The organism is Pseudobutyrivibrio xylanivorans DSM 14809 (genome assembly GCF_900141825.1).
In the GTDB taxonomy this organism is placed as follows: Bacteria; Bacillota; Clostridia; order Lachnospirales; family Lachnospiraceae; genus Pseudobutyrivibrio; species Pseudobutyrivibrio xylanivorans.
Genome location: NZ_FQYQ01000004.1, coordinates 121070 through 138336, shown reverse-complemented (window position 1 = coordinate 138336; position 17267 = coordinate 121070). Strand labels below are relative to the sequence as shown.

General features: G+C 41.0%; 13 protein-coding genes. All 13 read right to left on the bottom strand.

The features are described 5' to 3' along the window. Nucleotides 1–47 precede the first annotated feature (47 nt). The gene (locus BUA88_RS04725; protein WP_072913405.1) at nt 48–866 is read right to left on the bottom strand and encodes a flagellar hook-basal body protein; all 819 of its coding nucleotides are present in this window, start codon (nt 864–866) and stop codon (nt 48–50) included. A gap of 11 nt (nt 867–877) precedes the next feature. After that, nucleotides 878–1681 (bottom strand): flagellar hook-basal body protein, encoded by an 804-nt coding sequence (locus BUA88_RS04720; protein WP_072913402.1) that lies wholly within the window; start codon nt 1679–1681, stop codon nt 878–880. A gap of 254 nt (nt 1682–1935) precedes the next feature. Continuing rightward, nucleotides 1936–2916: a rod shape-determining protein gene (gene mreB / locus BUA88_RS04715; RefSeq protein ID WP_028247576.1), complete on the bottom strand. Its 981-nt coding sequence runs from the start codon at nt 2914–2916 to the stop codon at nt 1936–1938. A gap of 91 nt (nt 2917–3007) precedes the next feature. After that, a complete protein-coding gene (uvrA, locus tag BUA88_RS04710; protein ID WP_072913399.1) occupies nt 3008–5836 on the bottom strand; it encodes an excinuclease ABC subunit UvrA in 2829 nt (942 codons plus the stop codon). Next, nucleotides 5833–7812: an excinuclease ABC subunit UvrB gene (gene uvrB, locus BUA88_RS04705; RefSeq protein WP_072913496.1), complete on the bottom strand. Its 1980-nt coding sequence runs from the start codon at nt 7810–7812 to the stop codon at nt 5833–5835. The genes uvrA and uvrB overlap by 4 nt, the downstream gene beginning before the upstream one ends. Before the next feature lie 136 nt (nt 7813–7948). Then, a complete protein-coding gene (locus BUA88_RS04700) occupies nt 7949–9415 on the bottom strand; it encodes a methyl-accepting chemotaxis protein (RefSeq protein WP_072913395.1) in 1467 nt (488 codons plus the stop codon). An 89-nt stretch (nt 9416–9504) separates the two neighbouring features. Continuing rightward, nucleotides 9505–10242, bottom strand: coding sequence for an alpha/beta hydrolase (locus BUA88_RS04695; RefSeq protein WP_072913392.1), 738 nt, complete (start codon nt 10240–10242; stop codon nt 9505–9507). Between the two features lie 125 nt (nt 10243–10367). Then, nucleotides 10368–10628: a DUF1292 domain-containing protein gene (locus BUA88_RS04690; protein WP_072913388.1), complete on the bottom strand. Its 261-nt coding sequence runs from the start codon at nt 10626–10628 to the stop codon at nt 10368–10370. A 184-nt stretch (nt 10629–10812) separates the two neighbouring features. Next, the gene (locus BUA88_RS04685) at nt 10813–11655 is read right to left on the bottom strand and encodes a sugar ABC transporter permease (RefSeq protein WP_072913385.1); all 843 of its coding nucleotides are present in this window, start codon (nt 11653–11655) and stop codon (nt 10813–10815) included. After that, complete coding sequence (locus BUA88_RS04680) at nt 11655–13067, bottom strand: carbohydrate ABC transporter permease (protein WP_072913381.1); 1413 nt, start codon at nt 13065–13067, stop codon at nt 11655–11657. Before BUA88_RS04680 ends, BUA88_RS04685 begins: the two co-directional genes overlap by 1 nt. A 151-nt stretch (nt 13068–13218) precedes the next feature. Then, nucleotides 13219–14502, bottom strand: a complete 1284-nt coding sequence (locus BUA88_RS04675; protein WP_072913378.1) for an extracellular solute-binding protein — start codon at nt 14500–14502, stop codon at nt 13219–13221. A 153-nt stretch (nt 14503–14655) separates the two neighbouring features. Further along, nucleotides 14656–15645 (bottom strand): LacI family DNA-binding transcriptional regulator, encoded by a 990-nt coding sequence (locus BUA88_RS04670; RefSeq protein WP_072913375.1) that lies wholly within the window; start codon nt 15643–15645, stop codon nt 14656–14658. A gap of 144 nt (nt 15646–15789) precedes the next feature. Continuing rightward, nucleotides 15790–17241 carry a cache domain-containing protein gene (locus BUA88_RS04665; RefSeq protein WP_072913372.1) on the bottom strand — a complete coding sequence of 484 codons (1452 nt, stop codon included), beginning with the start codon at nt 17239–17241 and terminating at the stop codon, nt 15790–15792. Between the last annotated feature and the right edge of the window lie 26 nt (nt 17242–17267).

The window sequence follows — 17267 nt, the reverse complement described above, 5'->3', positions numbered from 1 at the left end:
AGCTACTATCCCTTTTTATTTTCTAATAATGCTGCTATTCAGTAACATTATCTCTTCAAATTATTAGCCTGCTCCAGCATGGTATCTGAAGTGGTAATAGCCTTTGAATTCATTTCATATGCACGCTGCGCAATGATAAGATTTACCATTTCATCAGCTACATTTACATTTGAACCTTCCAAATAGCACTGTGCTATCTGGCTTCGAATAACTCCCTGAGTGTTCCACTCGCTGATAGGTTCGCCAGAAGCATCTGACTCGTCGTAAAGATTCTCGCCAATCTTATTAAGTCCTACTCGGTTAGTAAACTGATATAAAGCAATAGACTGGCCTGTCTGAATGATATTACCTGCTGCGTCCTTGTAAGATAAAGAACCATCATCAATATTTACTGCAAAACCAAGCTCACCTGCTGTTGCTGGAAGTGTTACTACCTGTCCAGCCTGATCAAGAACCTGATAGCCCTCAGCTGTTGTAAGGACCTTATCACCATTTGGACCTATTGCCCATGTGAAGTTACCATTACGTGTATAGTGGGTTTCATCTCCATCCTGAACTGCGAAGAAGCCCTCGCCTATGATACACATTGCAGTCTTGCTATCGTTAGCCATCTGAGCACCCTGGGTGAAGTTAGCATTCAAAGATGCTACTCTTGTTCCCAAACCAACCTGTGCACTTGTAGGCTTTGATTCACCCTGAGCGTTTGTACTGGTAGCTTCCAGCGTCTGATAAAGCAATGTCTTGAACTGTGCCGACTGTGCCTTATAGGCTGTGGTATTAACATTGGCTAAGTTGTTAGCTATTGTATCAACCTGAATCTGCTGACCTTTCATTCCGGAAGCACCGGACCAAAGCGATCTTACCATCTAGCTACCTCCTATACATTGCCAACCTGATTACATGTCTTTTCCAACGTTGAGTCCTCAGTCTGAATCATCTTCTGACCTGCCTCATATGCACGGGCTATTGTAATCATGCTAACCATTTCATCAATTACGTTTACATTTGAAGCTTCCAGCATACCCTGCTGAACTGATGCTTCACTTTCAATGATGGTTCCACCGTCGATTAAATCGTAGAGGTTCTCACCATATTTATTTATATAATCGTAATTCTCGATATCTATAACACCTATAGTGGTAACTTCTTCTCCATTCTGTCGAATGGTTCCGTCTGGAGATATCTGATATTTGAGATTAGGATCAATCTGTACGTAATTGTCCTCTCCACCCTGTGAATTCATCGCTCCATCCTGTGTGAGAACATAATCACCATCAACTGTTCTTAGGTAGCCGTCCACATCTACTACAAATGCACCATCTCTTGTGTATTTGATAGATGTTTCGCCAGCCTTGTTTGTGAACTCAATAGCAAAGAAGCCTTTTCCTGCCAGCGCCACATCAGAATCCTTATCAGTAATCTGGAATGCGCCTTGGTCCCAGTTTGTATAAGTCTCACCTACTTTTGTTCCAAGTGAAATGTATCCGATTCCCTCTGGTGCATTGTGTAAATGGGATGTATCTTTGATTTTGATTGCTAAACGCTCATCGAAAGCCTGGGCAATCATAGCTTCCTTCTTATATCCTGTGGTAGCAGAGTTGGCAAGATTGTTAGTCATAACATCCATTCTTCTCTGCTCGTTTACCATTCCGGTATAGCCTGTATAGAGTCCTTTTACCATGTGAGCCCCCTACTAAAAAGCAAAGGTTTTTGATTTTCTTCAGAAAATCAAGAACCGGACATGGACCAATATTTTCTGAAAGAAAATATTGCTTGGCAAAGCCAAGTTCTTGTGGGCTTTTTCCTTAAGTAGCCCACAAGAAGTCATACCTTTACAATATTCTACATCTAGGTTATCGGAGACTTTAAAATAAAAATAACCCCAACTGTTAAAAATTTTAACAATTGGGGTTATAAATATTTACCCGTATAAAATTAATCTGATAAAAGCTCTACATAACGACCTGTTCCGATAGCTACGCAAGTCATAGCTTCATCAGCAGTCATTGTGTTAATCCCTGTGCGGTCCTCGATAAGCTCCTCAAGACCACGAAGAAGTGCACCACCACCTGTAAGTACGATACCTCTGTCGGCAACGTCAGCTGCAAGCTCTGGTGGAGTCTTCTCGAGAACAGAATGAATAGCCTCAACGATCTGCATTGTGGATTCCTTAAGAGCTTCCTCTGTCTCCTCTGAAGATACTGTAATAGTCTTTGGAAGACCTGAAACAAGGTTTCTTCCTCTAACATCCATAGTCTCTGCCTCGCCAAGTGGGAAGCAACGACCAATCTTAATCTTAATATCCTCGGCTGTACGCTCACCGATAAGAAGATTGTGCTTCTTTCTCATGTAACGAACGATAGCCTCGTCGAAATCATCACCAGCAACCTTGATAGATGTGCTGACAACTGAGCTACCAAGTGAGATAACAGCGATATCTGCTGTACCACCACCGATATCTACAATCATGTTACCCATTGGAAGTGAAATATCGATACCAGCACCGATAGCTGCTGCGATAGGCTCCTCGATGATAGATACCTCACGTGCGCCTGCTGCAAAAGCTGCATCCTCAACGGCACGCTTCTCTACTTCTGTAGCACCAGAAGGTACGCAAACAGCAATACGAGGCTTGCGGTAGCTCTTCTTGCCCATTGCCTTCTGTACGAAGTACTTAATCATCTTTTCTGTAACTGTGTAATCAGAGATAACACCCTGACGAAGTGGACGAACTGCCACAATATTACCAGGAGTACGTCCAATCATAAGACGTGCCTCCTCACCGATTTCCTTAATCTTGTTAGTATCTCTATCAAAAGCCACTACTGAAGGCTCTTTTAAAACAACGCCCTTGCCCTTTGCATATACAAGAACGCTAGCTGTACCTAAATCAATTCCGATATCTGAACCTGCCATTTTCTTATTCCTTTCTAATTTCTGTATATTCTAGAACTGTCCGATTTGGACAGATTTACGCATTTTTACTTTTCTATTATATACGAAATCTTTAAGGATTCAAGTACTCTTTCAAATACTGTCCTGTATAGCTCTTCTTAACCTTCACAATCTCCTCCGGAGTACCCTTTGCAATGACTGTGCCACCTCGGTCGCCACCATCAGGACCCATATCAATGATGTAATCTGCACACTTAATAACATCAAGATTGTGTTCAATTACAACAACAGTGTTTCCAGAATCAGAAAGCTTGCGCATAATCTCCACAAGCTTATTTACATCATCAAAGTGTAATCCTGTAGTAGGCTCATCTAATATGTAAATTGTCTTTCCAGTAGCACGGCGTGAAAGCTCTGTAGCAAGCTTGATTCGCTGAGCCTCTCCACCTGAAAGTGTAGTAGATGGCTGACCAAGCTTGATATAGCCCAGTCCTACATCATATAGGCATTGAATCTTGTTGTAGATGCTTGGTACGTTCTTGAAGAACTCGCAAGCCTCCTCCACTGTCATATCCAATACATCGTATATTGTCTTACCCTTGTAATGAACTTCTAGAGTCTCGCGATTATATCTCTTTCCACCGCAGACCTCACAAGGCACATACACATCAGGAAGGAAATGCATCTCGATTTTGATGATACCATCACCTGCGCAGGCCTCACAGCGGCCGCCCTTCACATTGAATGAGAATCTTCCCTTGCTATAACCACGCTCCTTTGCCTCGGTAGTACCTGCAAACAAGTCACGAATCAGATCAAATACACCAGTGTAAGTGGCAGGATTTGAACGAGGTGTACGTCCAATTGGTGACTGGTCAATATCGATAACCTTATCCAAGGCCTCAACACCAAGGATATCATCATGCTTTCCAGAAATCTTTCTTGCTCTGTTAAGGCGCTTAGCCAAATCCTTGTAAAGAATCTCGTTGATAAGGGAACTCTTTCCAGAACCTGATACACCAGTAACAACAGTCATTATTCCAAGTGGAATATCTACGTCGATATTTTTAAGGTTGTGCTCTCTAGCACCTTTGATTGTGAGCCAGCCCTTTGGCTCTCTTCTCTCAGAAGGGACAGGGATGCAAAGCTTTCCACTAAGATACTGACCTGTGATGGAATTAGGGTTCGCCATAATCTCTGCAGGTGTGCCGGCAGCAACCACTTCTCCACCATCCTTGCCTGCGCGAGGTCCGATATCCACAAGATAATCCGCCGCCTTCATGGTATCCGCATCATGTTCTACAACAATCAGCGTATTTCCAAGGTCTCTCAATCCCTTAAGGGATGCTAATAACTTGTCATTATCCTTTTGGTGAAGGCCAATAGATGGCTCATCCAAAATGTAGGCTACGCCAACCAGGCCCGAACCAATCTGCGTAGCAAGGCGGATTCGCTGAGCCTCTCCACCTGAAAGAGAAGCTGTAGCTCTGGCAAGGGTGAGATAATCCAATCCCACATCCACCATGAATTTCAATCTATTTCTAATCTCTTTAAGTACCACTGCACCTATCTTCTTCTGCTGTTCTGTAAGCTGAAGATTCTCAATCAAATCATAAAGCTCGTGGATAGGATACTGAGTCATTTCAAAAATATTTTTATCGTCGATAGTAACAGCCAGTGACTCCTTCTTTAATCGCTGTCCATGACAGCAAGGACACTCACTGTAGAACATGAACTCCTCGTACTCTCTCTTGGCAGACTCCGAGAATGTCTCCTTATATCGGCGATTAACGTTTTCAATTAATCCCTCAAATACTGTAGGATATACACCTCGTCCACGCTGCCCTTCATAGTGAACATCCACTGACTTATCAAATCCATGAATAAACATGTGACGAATCTTCTCTGGTAGATCCTTATATGGTGTATCCAGTGAGAAGTCATATTCAGACGCCAGTGCCTCAAGCAAAGCATGGGCAAAGCTGCCCTTCTTATTAGATGACTGCCATCCCATAACTTGAACACAGCCACCATTGAAAGAAAGACTCTTATCAGGAATCATCAAATCCTCATCAAATTCCATCTTATATCCCAAACCAAAACACTCTGGGCACGCACCGAATGGATTATTGAATGAGAAGCTTCGTGGCTCTACCTCATCGATGCTGATTCCACAATCAGGACATGAAAATCCTTCAGAAAACCTGATAGGCTCACCATCAATAACATCTACAATCATCAGTCCCTCTGCCAGCTTTAGCACTGCCTCGATAGAATCTGTAAGACGTTTCTCGATGCCTTCCTTGATAACAAGACGGTCAACAACTATCTCGATATTATGCTTTATATTCTTATCTAATAAGATTTCCTCGGATAAATCGTAAACATTTCCATCAACGTTTACACGAACATAGCCAGACTTCTTTGCCTTCTCAAAAAGCTTTTCATGAGTACCCTTTCGGCCTCTTACAACTGGAGCAAGAAGCTGAATCTTAGTACGCTCAGGCAATGCCATTATCACATCTACCATCTGGTCAACTGTCTGCTTGCTGATAGGCTTGCCACAGTTTGGACAGTGTGGCACACCACAACGGGCATAGAGAAGTCGCATGTAATCGTAAATCTCTGTAACTGTTCCAACTGTAGAACGTGGGTTGTGGTTTGTGCTCTTCTGATCAATAGAGATAGCAGGAGGCATACCTTCCATGTGCTCCACATTTGGTTTTTCCATCTGGCCTAAGAACTGGCGGGCATAGCTGGATAATGACTCCATGTAGCGGCGCTGACCCTCGGCAAAGATTGTATCAAAGGCTAAGGATGATTTTCCTGAGCCGGAAAGGCCTGTAAGCACTACAAACTCATCACGTGGAATATCTATGCTGATGTTCTTAAGGTTGTGCTCGTTGGCCCCTTTAATTTTTATATATTTCTTTTCTTTCATAGTTCCCTCAACATGTTTTTAAGTTCAACCATCTTGTCACGATACTCTGCGGCAGCCTCGAAGTTGAGCTCTGCAGCAGCCTTCTGCATCTTCTTCTGAATATCTGCAATAAGCTTTTCAAGCTCCTGCTTATCCATCTCTTCTGGGTCCTTCTTAAACTGCATCTCCTTCTTTGCAATATCCTTGGAAATGGAGATAAGCTCTCGGACAGATTTTTGGATTGTTGTAGGCGTGATTCCATTTGCCTCGTTGTAAGCTTTCTGAATCTCGCGACGACGTTCGGTCTCTGAGATGGCCTTCTCCATTGATTCTGTCATGGTATCGGCGTACATAATAACATGGCCCTCTGAATTACGAGCAGCACGACCAATAGTCTGAATCAATGAACGCTCACTTCGAAGGAAGCCTTCCTTATCCGCATCTAAAATAGCAACCAAAGTAATCTCTGGTATATCCAGACCCTCTCGAAGAAGATTGATTCCAACAAGTACATCAAACACATCCAGTCGCAGGTCACGGATGATTTCCGCACGCTCCATGGTGTCGATGTCGGAATGCATGTATTTAACCCTGACGCCAAGCTCTGCCAGATAATCTGTAAGGTCCTCTGCCATACGCTTTGTAAGGGTGGTAATCATAACCTTATTTTTCTTTGCTGTTTCTTTCTTGATTTCATTGAACAGGTCGTCAATCTGGCCTTCTACAGGGCGAACCTCCACCTCTGGATCAAGCAAGCCTGTAGGGCGGATAACCTGCTCAGTACGAAGCATTTCGTGCTCTTCCTCGTAATCTCCAGGAGTAGCTGAAACAAACATAATCTGATCCAGCTTTGATTCAAACTCACCGAAGTTAAGTGGCCTGTTATCAAGGGCTGATGGAAGGCGGAAACCATACTCCACAAGAGTACGCTTTCTGGCCTGATCTCCCGCAAACATACCACGAACCTGTGGCAATGTAATGTGACTCTCGTCCACGATGATAAGGAAATCATCGCCGAAGTAATCTATAAGACACTTTGGTGGCTCCCCTGGCTGTTGATTAGTCATGTGACGGCTATAATTTTCGATACCGGAACAGAAGCCTGTCTCACGAAGCATCTCTATATCAAAGTTAGTACGCTCACCAATTCGCTGAGCCTCGATTAACTTATCCTCTGATTTAAAATATTTGATTCTCTCATCCAGCTCTGCCTCAATGCTGGCGCAGGCTGAATTAATCTTATCCTGTGGAATAACATAATGACTGGCTGGGAAGATGGCCACATGCTCCAGCTCTCGCTTCACCTGACCTGTCATGATTTCTGTTTCGCATATACGGTCTATCTCATCACCAAAGAACTCTATGCGTATACCATAATCGCTGGTATTTGCTGGAATAACCTCGAGGGTGTCTCCACGAACACGAAATGTACCACGAGCAAAATCCATGTCATTTCGCATGTACTGAATGTTGATAAGTTCATGAATGACATCGTCCCTATCTTTAAAATCTCCAGGGCGCAGAGAAACCATCATATTTTGGAAATCGTCTGGCTCACCAATGCCGTAGATGCAAGAAACAGAAGATACGATAATAACATCTCTTCTTTCCGACAAGGATGCTGTAGCAGAAAGACGCAGCTTATCTATCTCATCATTAATGGAAGAATCCTTCGCGATGTAGGTATCAGTGCTAGGCACATACGCCTCTGGCTGATAGTAATCATAGTATGATACAAAATATTCAACTGCATTTTCTGGGAAAAATTCCTTGAACTCAGAATAAAGCTGCCCTGCCAATGTCTTATTGTGTGCAATAATAAGTGTAGGTTTATTCAGCTGTTCTATAACATTGGCCATGGTGAAGGTCTTTCCAGAACCAGTGACACCGAGAAGTGTCTGCATCTGATTTCCCTCTTTGAAACCACGGACCAAATCCTCTATAGCCTGAGGCTGATCGCCTGTAGGCTTAAAATTTGAATGTAATTTAAAATCCATATCGTCACCTAAAATATAAGCCAACTGTACATGAATCATTATAGCACAGACTATAAATAATTCAAACATTTGTTTGCTTGTACGCAATGAAAAAGAGCCCGAAGCAAATGCCTCAGGCCCCACTATTTTTCCATTATTAATTATTCGCTCTACTAATCTCAAGGATTGCATGAAGTATATCTTCTGTACTCTTCATATCATTCTCGCAATCCTCACTAATTGTAATACTTGATTCTGCTGATGCAGCCACCTCTTCAGATGTAGCTGAAAGATTGCTGATTGCATCCATTACCTTTGTGTTTGCATCTACGCAGGAATCAACATCATCGGAAATAACTGCCGCACGCCTTGTTAAATCTGATACCTTTTCAAGAATCTCCTTGAATTTATCCCCTGTCTCAACAATCATCTCACCCTGTTGATATGCAGAATCGACTGAACGCTGCATATTATCAGATGCGATATTTACCTTCTTAATAAGCTCATCTATCGTATTTGCGATCTCTTCTGCTGACTCTTTTGTGTGCTCTGATAGAGCTCTGATTTCATCAGCTACAACTGCAAATCCCTTACCAGCCTCACCAGCGCGAGCTGCCTCAATAGATGCATTAAGAGCTAACAGGTTTGTCTGTCCACTGATATCAAGAATCGTGCTTACGATATCCTTAACTGTATCAGCAGACTGCTGCAAATCAGCTGTCATAGTGGCTGTTTCAGCATTTATTGCTGATGATTCTTCTGACTTCTTTCTAAGCTCCTGTACCAACGAATTACCATCACTGATATTGTCTGTAACCTCATCAGCATTACGTCGCATGGCTCTCGACTGATGTGCGATATTCTCAAGTGACTCTGTAATATTGGAATTCATCTCTGTCTGAGTCTGGATAGCCTCAGCTGTCATGGTAACAGAGGCAGAAATCTGCTGAGCACTTTCTGCAGAAGATGTGACCTTTGCAGCCAAGCCTTCCATTGCCTCATTGGCATCCTCAAGCTTTGATGCAATCTGCTCACCAATCTCCTTCATTACTCTTGCATTTTCTTCCTGCAGTCTTGCACCTTCTTCAATCTCTTCCAAGGACTCCCCATTATGCTTACTGTTAAGGCGTACATAGAAAATTGCCATCAAACTAATCAAAATCGAAAATACTAAATCCGTCGAAACTGCATGCCTTCTATCTTCAACTTCTACTGAATACTTGTAGAAAAGAGGAAGATATCCGGCGTTAATTGCTACTACCAATGCTGCTGTGGCCAACGTCAACGTATTATCCGCGAACAACAAAACCTCAATCAGAAGAGCTGGTCCAAAAGCCCAAATATAGGTGATGTGAACACTTCCCAGCATTACTACAAAGTAGCTGCCTATAAGAGATGCCATCATCAGATATTTTCCGCGGTTTCTTTTGCTGTAACGAAGATAACTATAAATAAAAAAACCTGCAATTAAAGCCTGAATAACTAACATAACATTGGTGGTCAAAAAGCCTACTCGACTTGCCTGGTAGACGATAGTCGATAAAACTTCAAACACCATTATTATGGTTCCAAACTTAAATGCAAGTTTATTTCTTTCGTATACGTGTCTATCCTTAAGTTCCATATTGCCTCCTATCACAAAACAATATGCTCCCACTTAAAGAATATAAAGAAAAACTTAATTGTACAATTGCTTTCACAAAAATTTCGTGATTATTCCATAAATTCTACTAGTTTTTCTACGGTTATCGCTGTCTGCTCCTCCACAGTGATAGATGGTTTACCATCACCCTGCTGTGGGCCATAGTCGCCAAAGTATGCATGACATCCACCCTTGATAACACATTCCTGATAATCAGAAGGAAGGTTCTTAAGACATTCATTATATCTGTCCATATTTAAAACCTTATCCTGATCTCCACGAACTAAAAGAACCTTTATATCATCATCTGTTAAATCATCTGTGGCGTATGCAGCCAAAAAGATAAGCCCATCAAATTCATCACTGTGAATGTTTCCATACATAGAAGCCATGGCACCACCAAGACTATGTCCACCTAAATACCAATGCTTAATCTCAGGGTACATTTCTCTGATTCCACGAGCACCGTTCGCATCCAAAAGTGCCATGTATTGAGGCATTCTTACTATAATGCATTTAATCCCATGTTCTGCTAGCTGTTCCATCAATGGAGCATATGCATCCGGCTCAACAAGAGCACCTGGATAAAAAATAAAACCAATCTCTGGATTTTCAGGTGTAAATTCTAATAGCTTAATCTTATCAATAACAGTAACCCCATCAGCAGGGTTATCTATGTATTCAAGAGCTCTGTCTGACGCCTCGTAAGCAGTCTGAAAAACAAGGGTTGCTTTTACTATAAAAACAATCCAAATAAGTATTACTACGATTATTTTTCTTAATTTTGCAAAACTAAATCTTTTCTTCATTAAAAATATTTATCCACCAATCTATAAATCCCAGCAGTTCAAATAATTGTTCCACCGACTTCGATTATAAATTAATTACTTAAAAAATTAAATGACCAGCTCTTTCAAGCTGGCCATTTTAATCATCATATCATCTCCATATACGCTTCTGCAATTCTGTTGTAGTCGATTTGGTTAGTGATTTTCTCTACCTTAAAATCCTCTTCTCCAACTTTTACTCGATAGATAAAACAACCCTCATCACTAACTGTATCACCATCAACTATTGCTGCGGCTACATAACCTTTGTTCTCGAACTCAAACTGGTCAATGACAGCCATTTCTACTTCATTGCCATCCTTGGTCTTTACTACAAAAGTAATATACTCTCTAAATTCATTGTCCATTGCGGGTTCCTCCTTAAAATTTCAGGATTGTAAATCCCCCCGTTTTATGGACATTATACTACATTATAATTGTGTAAAGAGTATACAAAAAATATGAAATATTATAGAAAAGCGCCCCTCGGTGGGGCGCATTTCACATATATTACATATAATTATCTCAAAGTCGACTCGACAAAAAATTTCCTTATCCCTTCACGGCTCCGCCAGTAACACCTTCTACGTAGAACTTCTGCATGATGATAAAGAGGATAGAGATTGGCACTGCAATCATTAATCCACCGCAACAGAAGTATGCGAAGTACTGGTTAACAAGAGCTCTCTGAAGTAAGTTGAAAAGACCTAAAGCCATTGTCCAGTCTGCTGCATCCTTTGACTTAATCATCAGACGAACCATTACGAAATCCATCCAAGGATTAAGGAATGAATTGATTACTGTATAAACAATCATTGGCTTTGAAAGTGGCACTACAATCTTGGCAAAAATTGTTGCCTCTGATGCTCCCTCAAGCTTTGCTGCTTCGTGAAGTGATGTAGGAATTGTATCAAAGAATCCCTTCAAAATCAGGTAGCCAAGACCAGATGCACCTGAATAAAGGATAATGAGTCCTACTACACTATCAGTAAGTCCCAGCATCTTCAAAATGAAATACATCGCAATCATTGAAAGTACGCCTGGGAACATACCAAGGATGAGAGAAAAGCTCATAAGCTTCTTTCTACCCTTAAATTCAATAAATGAAAATGCGTAAGCTGTCATGATTACAAATATTGATGAAACAAGACAGCTAAAGACACCAATAATCATTGAATTCTTGAACCATGCAGGGAAGTTTGCTGCTGCATCTGGCTTAAAGAAAAGCTGATGATAGTTTGCAAGTGTCCACTGTTCTGGGAAGAAATGATTTGTATTAATTCCCTTTTCTACTCCAAATGTTGTTACTACCAACCAAAAAACTGGTATCAACCATATAAATGCAAGTACTGCAAGAAAGATATGTCTTCCGACTATTTTCCATGTTTTTTTCATTATCTGTATACCCCCTCTTTATCTCCACCTATCATTCTTGAGAAAGTAAGAAGTGAAAGGGCTGCACAAACTACGAATGTTACAATACCAATTACTGATGCCATCTTGAAGTTACTGTACTCATTTGTCAGTCTGAATAACCAAGTAATAAGCAAGTCAACCTCGTTGGCGTGTGAATTAGCCATGGCCATGTTTGTTGTCTTGTAGTTGTATGTAAGTAAGTAAATAACGTTAAAGTTATTGATATTAGCAATAACTGACTGAATAAGTGATGGACCTGTAATGAACAATACATAAGGCATTGTTATCTTCCAGAAAATCTGGAACTTGTTGGCACCATCAATCTTTGCAGATTCAATCTGATCTGAAGGGATATTCATAAGGATACCTGTGGCAACAAGCATCTGATATGGAATACCTACCCAAATATTAACAAGAATAATTGTTACGTGTGCCCAGCCTGGACGCGATAAAAATGGAATGAAGGAATCTGCCGCATTAAGCAATCCAATATTCTTGAAGAAATCAAGGATTCCTACATTTGAACAAAACGTATTTACGATACCATTATCACCAAACATCTTACTGATAAGAAGAAGTGTAACGAACTGTGGAATACCGATTGTGATTACAAAAAGTGTTCTCCACATTCCCTTGAATTTAGTGTCCTCATGGTTGATAAACTGGGCAAGTAAGATACCGCCAAGGAAGGTTGTTGCTGTTGCAAGAACAGCCCAAATCAATGTCCAAATTAATACTCTTACAAAAGCGTAACCAAATGTGATTGTCTGGCTTGTTGTAAAAAGATTTACGAAGTTTTTAATACCAACCCATGTAAACAAATATGTAGGTGGCTGATGATTTTCATCATAATTCGTAAATGCGATACATACCATAAATAAAATAGGTATGATGTTGATAAGAATTACGCCTAAGCTTGGAAGAGTAAGGAGGGTGATGTGGAATCTTTCATTTTTGAATGAAACAATATCATCTACAAATGTATTTAGCTTTTCACCATTCTCCTGCATCTTCTGAAGGCGATATGTTGCTTTAATATTACCAATATATAATGCGATAAATGCAATAATTACAAGAATTCCAATGATTCCATAAAGAAGAATCAAAAGGGAATTATCGTAATTATTTACAGTTTTTTTCATAGTTACAATATCAAAAATCTCTTCTCTCTGAACCGTTCCAAGAGTATTGAGCTTTGACATATAAGGTGCGAATACACCAAAGATTGATGCTAACACTCCAACCTGAAGTAATGTCATTAAAATACCGCGCATAATCTGCTTTCTACCAAAGTAGCCTGCGCCCATTATGATTAATGATAACTTGACCCAGATGTCGCCGTGGGCTATTGCTTGCCCAAAGTCTTTAAAGTAATTACCGATTTTCTTCATACATAGTCCTCTTCATATAAAAGGCTTCCCCCTTATCAGGGGGAAGTCTACATCATACTAGCGGGAAGACGCAGCCATTATGATTGCCTTCGGCAAAGAGGCTGCGTCGTGGCAAACATTTTGCCTTCGCTCCGCTAGACAAAATATTTGCTTACTCAACAGGCTGTGTAATACCTGCTACAGCATCATCAAGTACCTGCTGGCTTACCTTGCCCTCAAGGATGTTCTTTCCAAGTGACTCTGCTGGTGTCCAGTAGTTGCCACCAACTCTCTGAAGCTCTGCGAACTCAGACTGTGCTGCAAGAGCATCAAGTGCTGGAGAAGAAGCCTTTGCAAGTGCCTCTGTGTTTGAAGGACCCTCACCTGTTGCTTCGTAAACAGCTTCCTGAGATGTTGCGTTTGTAAGGTACTCAGCAAGAAGCATTGACCAACCTGTGTTCTCTGCGTATGCGTTAACACCTACGAACTTGTATCCTGAGTAAGAAGCCATCTGCTTGTCTTCACCATTTACCTTGAATGTAGGTAGCTTTGTAGCTGCATAGCCATCACCATAAGCCTCTGAGAATGCGTTTACATTCCATGTACCAGATACATAAGCTACAACCTTGCCATCGTTAAGGTTTGCAAGAAGGTCATCGTTTCCGTAGCTCTTGTATGCCTTAGAAGAAGCGATTTCCTGAAGTGCCTCTGCTGCTGCAAGACCTGTCTCATTGTTCCAATCACAGTTGTTTGACTGATCTTCGTTCTCTGTAAGGTTGCAACCAGCGCCCTTGAAGAATCCATATAAGTACCAGCCGTTTGCTGTCTCACAACCAACTTCCTTGCCAAGCTCCTCAGCCTTAGCTGTAAGTGCTTCCCAAGAAGCTACATCCTCATCAGATAACTGGTTCTTATCATAGTATAAGAAATATCCATTAGAAGCTGTGAATGGATAGCCATACTGCTTTCCATCGTACTGAGCAGCCTCAACTGTTGCTGGAGTATCTGTCTCGTTCATATCATAAGTATACTGAGCAGCTACCTCGTTAAGAGCGCCTGCCTTAACAAGTGCCTCAAGCTGATCATCTGGGAATATGAATACATCAGCTGCTGCCTCAACATCCTCTAAAACTCTATCTTTCATATCAGCTTCTGAAACAGCACCAAGTGTGATGTTGAAATCTACATCTGGATACTGAGCTGCGAAATCATCGCAAAGCTTCTTCATAACTGTCTGATATTCTTCTGTCTCTGAGCACCAAAGGTCAATGTTTACTGTTCCCTCTGTTGCTGCAATAAGATTTGCGATTGCATCCTCTGTAGATGCCTCTGCTGTCTCCTCTGTAGTCTCTGTTGAATCTGCTGCTGGTGTTTCCTCAGCTGCTGCACCACATCCTACGAATGCAGAAACTGCCATTGTAGAAACAAGAAGTGCTGAAACTAACTTTTTCTTCATGATTATTCCTCCATTTTTTACATGTTATTTATACTCCCAGGTTGTCGTCATTGTGCAACCGGTTGTTCTACATACATAATCCTATCCCTTGTGGCGTTTTTCGTCAACACAGCAATTTGTACGAGTATTGTGCGAAATATTTATGAATTTTTACTAAGTTGTGCTATCACGCATTTGGATATTAAAATCTGTGAGCAATAAATTTGTGACACTTTTTCCATCTAAGTTGCGCATAAGAAGCTCTATACACTCTGCTCCTAGTTTCTTTGCATCAAAATAAAGACTAGTAATAGATGGTTTTGATGTAGACAATAAATTTGAATCGTAGAAAGAGCACAGCTTTACGTCATCTGGGACAGCAATTCCGTCATTGTGAAGGCAATTTAACGCAGAATTACAAAGCATATCGTCCATACAAACAATACACTCTGCTCCTTCTGAAATTGCTTCCCTCAGCACTGAATCCATTCTTGCGCTCTTGTGCATATTTAAGAAAATCAGACTTTCGTCTGCTTTAAGGCCTTTGTTTTTAAACCCTTCTCTGAAGCCTGCTAAACGACTGTGAGTAACGTTAATATTCTCACCACCACCGATAAGTGCCATGCGATTAATCCCTTTATCTATAAGGGTTTCAATCATTCTAGCTGCTGCTCCTTGATTGTCATGGTCCACGTGTAAAACTGATTCATCTATAGGGTCTCCCACTACTACATAGGGAATATTAGACTCCCTCAAAAAGCCTATAACCTTAGAATCCTTCTCACATCGACTGACAATTACAGCATCTATTTTCTTGTTCTCTACCGCATGTTTTAATGGAGTAATCCCGTCGTTATCTGCAAGCAAAATAAGGACATCATAATCATATTCCATAGCTCTATCGCAAACACCTGTCATAAGTGTTTGGAAATATGGCATTTCTCCCAAAGCCGAATCTGCAGGCACAACAAGCCCCACATTGAAGGTGCGATTAGCCGCTAGAGAGCGCGCTACAGCGCTTGGTCTGTAGTTTATCTCATTGATATACGCATTAACCTTTTGTCTTGTTTCCTCAGAAATACGACCTTTTCCAGATATTGCTCGGCTTACTGTTGTTTTAGAAAGTCCAAGCTCTTTTGCTATTGAATCTAATGTATGTCCCATATATTTTCCACCTCAGTACACACCTTAGCACATCAAACTCCACGTTGCAATCGGTTGCGCTATTTTTGTAAAAACAACACAAAAAGAGCCTCTGATTTTCGTCAGAGACTCTAAATCTGTTTCTTATTCCATTTCTGTCAATAATTAAAAATCATCACGAAAATCATTCTGACTGCTATATGCACCAGTTGAATCATAGTCTGTAGTCTTTGGTCCACCTGGCATTGTGATGAACTTTGATGTCTTATCCATTAATGCGTTTGCTTCCGCAGAAAGCTCCTCAAATATCATCCTCATTTCATCCATATCAGTTGTCTCATTAATACCCATAGCATAGCTTTGTAAATTGATTGCTGAGAACTGAATATCTGAAATAATATCGTTGAAGGTTTCCTTGATTGAATTAACTGACTTGGCAATCTGATTCAATTCTCCTGGGAAGTTCTCAATATCCTCCACAATAAGATTTCCATTTTCCATCTCAGAAAGCACATAAGCCTGCTTGTCAATTACCTTTGACAAAGCCTCTAACACAACAGCTAGTTCATCCTGTAAATCACCAATCTCATCATTTGCTTCAGCGAAATTTAGCTTGGTAGAGAAATCGCCTTCCACGATTTTTTGCATTGCCGGATTAATCTTACCTAGAGGCTTCAGTACTCTTCTAACTGTAACTGTAATATCACCAACTGCTAGAATTGCACACAGTATTGCCACAAACAAACTAATTCGAATTCCTCGATCCACATGCGAAAGAAAGTTAGACTCTGGATAGGCCACAGCCACTGTCCACCTGCTACCCTCAAGCGTTTGAGCTGAATATACCATTCTTTTACCTGTATAGTCAGGAGCTGTTATATATTTATCCTGCTTTGAAGTGGATAAAATATCATCCAGTTCAGGCATAACATCTACTGCTGATGTTATGTTTCCTTTCTTTGGATTAAAATCGGCGTTTGGATGAGCGATTATATTATTTTTGCTATCTAAAAGGAACCCATAGGAACCATTTTCAAAATCTATCGAATTAATAAAATCCTGAACAGTTGCAATATCTGCATCAACAGCAACAACTCCAACTAGCATTGTTCCCCAATAAACAGGGGTGGCAACTGTTACCATCATAATGTCTGGTCGCGATGCGCTGGAATAAGGATCTATTACTACCGTATGGCCTAGCGCTTCTGCAGTCTTATACCAAACTCGTTCTCTAGGGTCTACCCCTTCAACAAACTGAACTCCTCTAGCCATAGTCGCATTACCCAGTCTGTCTGAGAAATATACATAATAGAACTCAGGATGATTCAATGCCACTCTGTCTACGACGGCTCGCACGGTAACCTCATTCAAATCACCTAAAGCAGTAAGAGAACTTGCCATATCTTCTGTAACAGTAGACATGTCCCTAATCCAATTCTGCACTTCGCTAGCACTCATTTGAGTAGCAAGCTCCAGCTTCATCTCCTGCTGCTCGATAATTCGTCGAGACAAATATATAAGATTAACAATAGTCATAACCGTGATAGTAATTGCAATTGCAATTACTACATGCCTAGTTATTCTTCTTCTGACTGTTGTACGCTTATTCTTTTTCATTTTTACCCTCTTTTTAAAGACACGCA

Coding starts and splice junctions, on each gene's coding strand:
- BUA88_RS04695 (WP_072913392.1), bottom strand. CDS start 10,242: ATGAAGAAAAGATTTAGTTTTGCAAAATTAAGAAAAATAATCGTAGTA.
- mreB (WP_028247576.1), bottom strand. CDS start 2,916: ATGGCAGGTTCAGATATCGGAATTGATTTAGGTACAGCTAGCGTTCTT.
- BUA88_RS04725 (WP_072913405.1), bottom strand. CDS start 866: ATGGTAAGATCGCTTTGGTCCGGTGCTTCCGGAATGAAAGGTCAGCAG.
- uvrB (WP_072913496.1), bottom strand. CDS start 7,812: ATGGATTTTAAATTACATTCAAATTTTAAGCCTACAGGCGATCAGCCT.
- uvrA (WP_072913399.1), bottom strand. CDS start 5,836: ATGAAAGAAAAGAAATATATAAAAATTAAAGGGGCCAACGAGCACAAC.
- BUA88_RS04670 (WP_072913375.1), bottom strand. CDS start 15,645: ATGGGACATACATTAGATTCAATAGCAAAAGAGCTTGGACTTTCTAAA.
- BUA88_RS04720 (WP_072913402.1), bottom strand. CDS start 1,681: ATGGTAAAAGGACTCTATACAGGCTATACCGGAATGGTAAACGAGCAG.
- BUA88_RS04675 (WP_072913378.1), bottom strand. CDS start 14,502: ATGAAGAAAAAGTTAGTTTCAGCACTTCTTGTTTCTACAATGGCAGTT.
- BUA88_RS04690 (WP_072913388.1), bottom strand. CDS start 10,628: ATGGACAATGAATTTAGAGAGTATATTACTTTTGTAGTAAAGACCAAG.
- BUA88_RS04680 (WP_072913381.1), bottom strand. CDS start 13,067: ATGAAGAAAATCGGTAATTACTTTAAAGACTTTGGGCAAGCAATAGCC.
- BUA88_RS04700 (WP_072913395.1), bottom strand. CDS start 9,415: ATGGAACTTAAGGATAGACACGTATACGAAAGAAATAAACTTGCATTT.
- BUA88_RS04685 (WP_072913385.1), bottom strand. CDS start 11,655: ATGAAAAAAACATGGAAAATAGTCGGAAGACATATCTTTCTTGCAGTA.
- BUA88_RS04665 (WP_072913372.1), bottom strand. CDS start 17,241: ATGAAAAAGAATAAGCGTACAACAGTCAGAAGAAGAATAACTAGGCAT.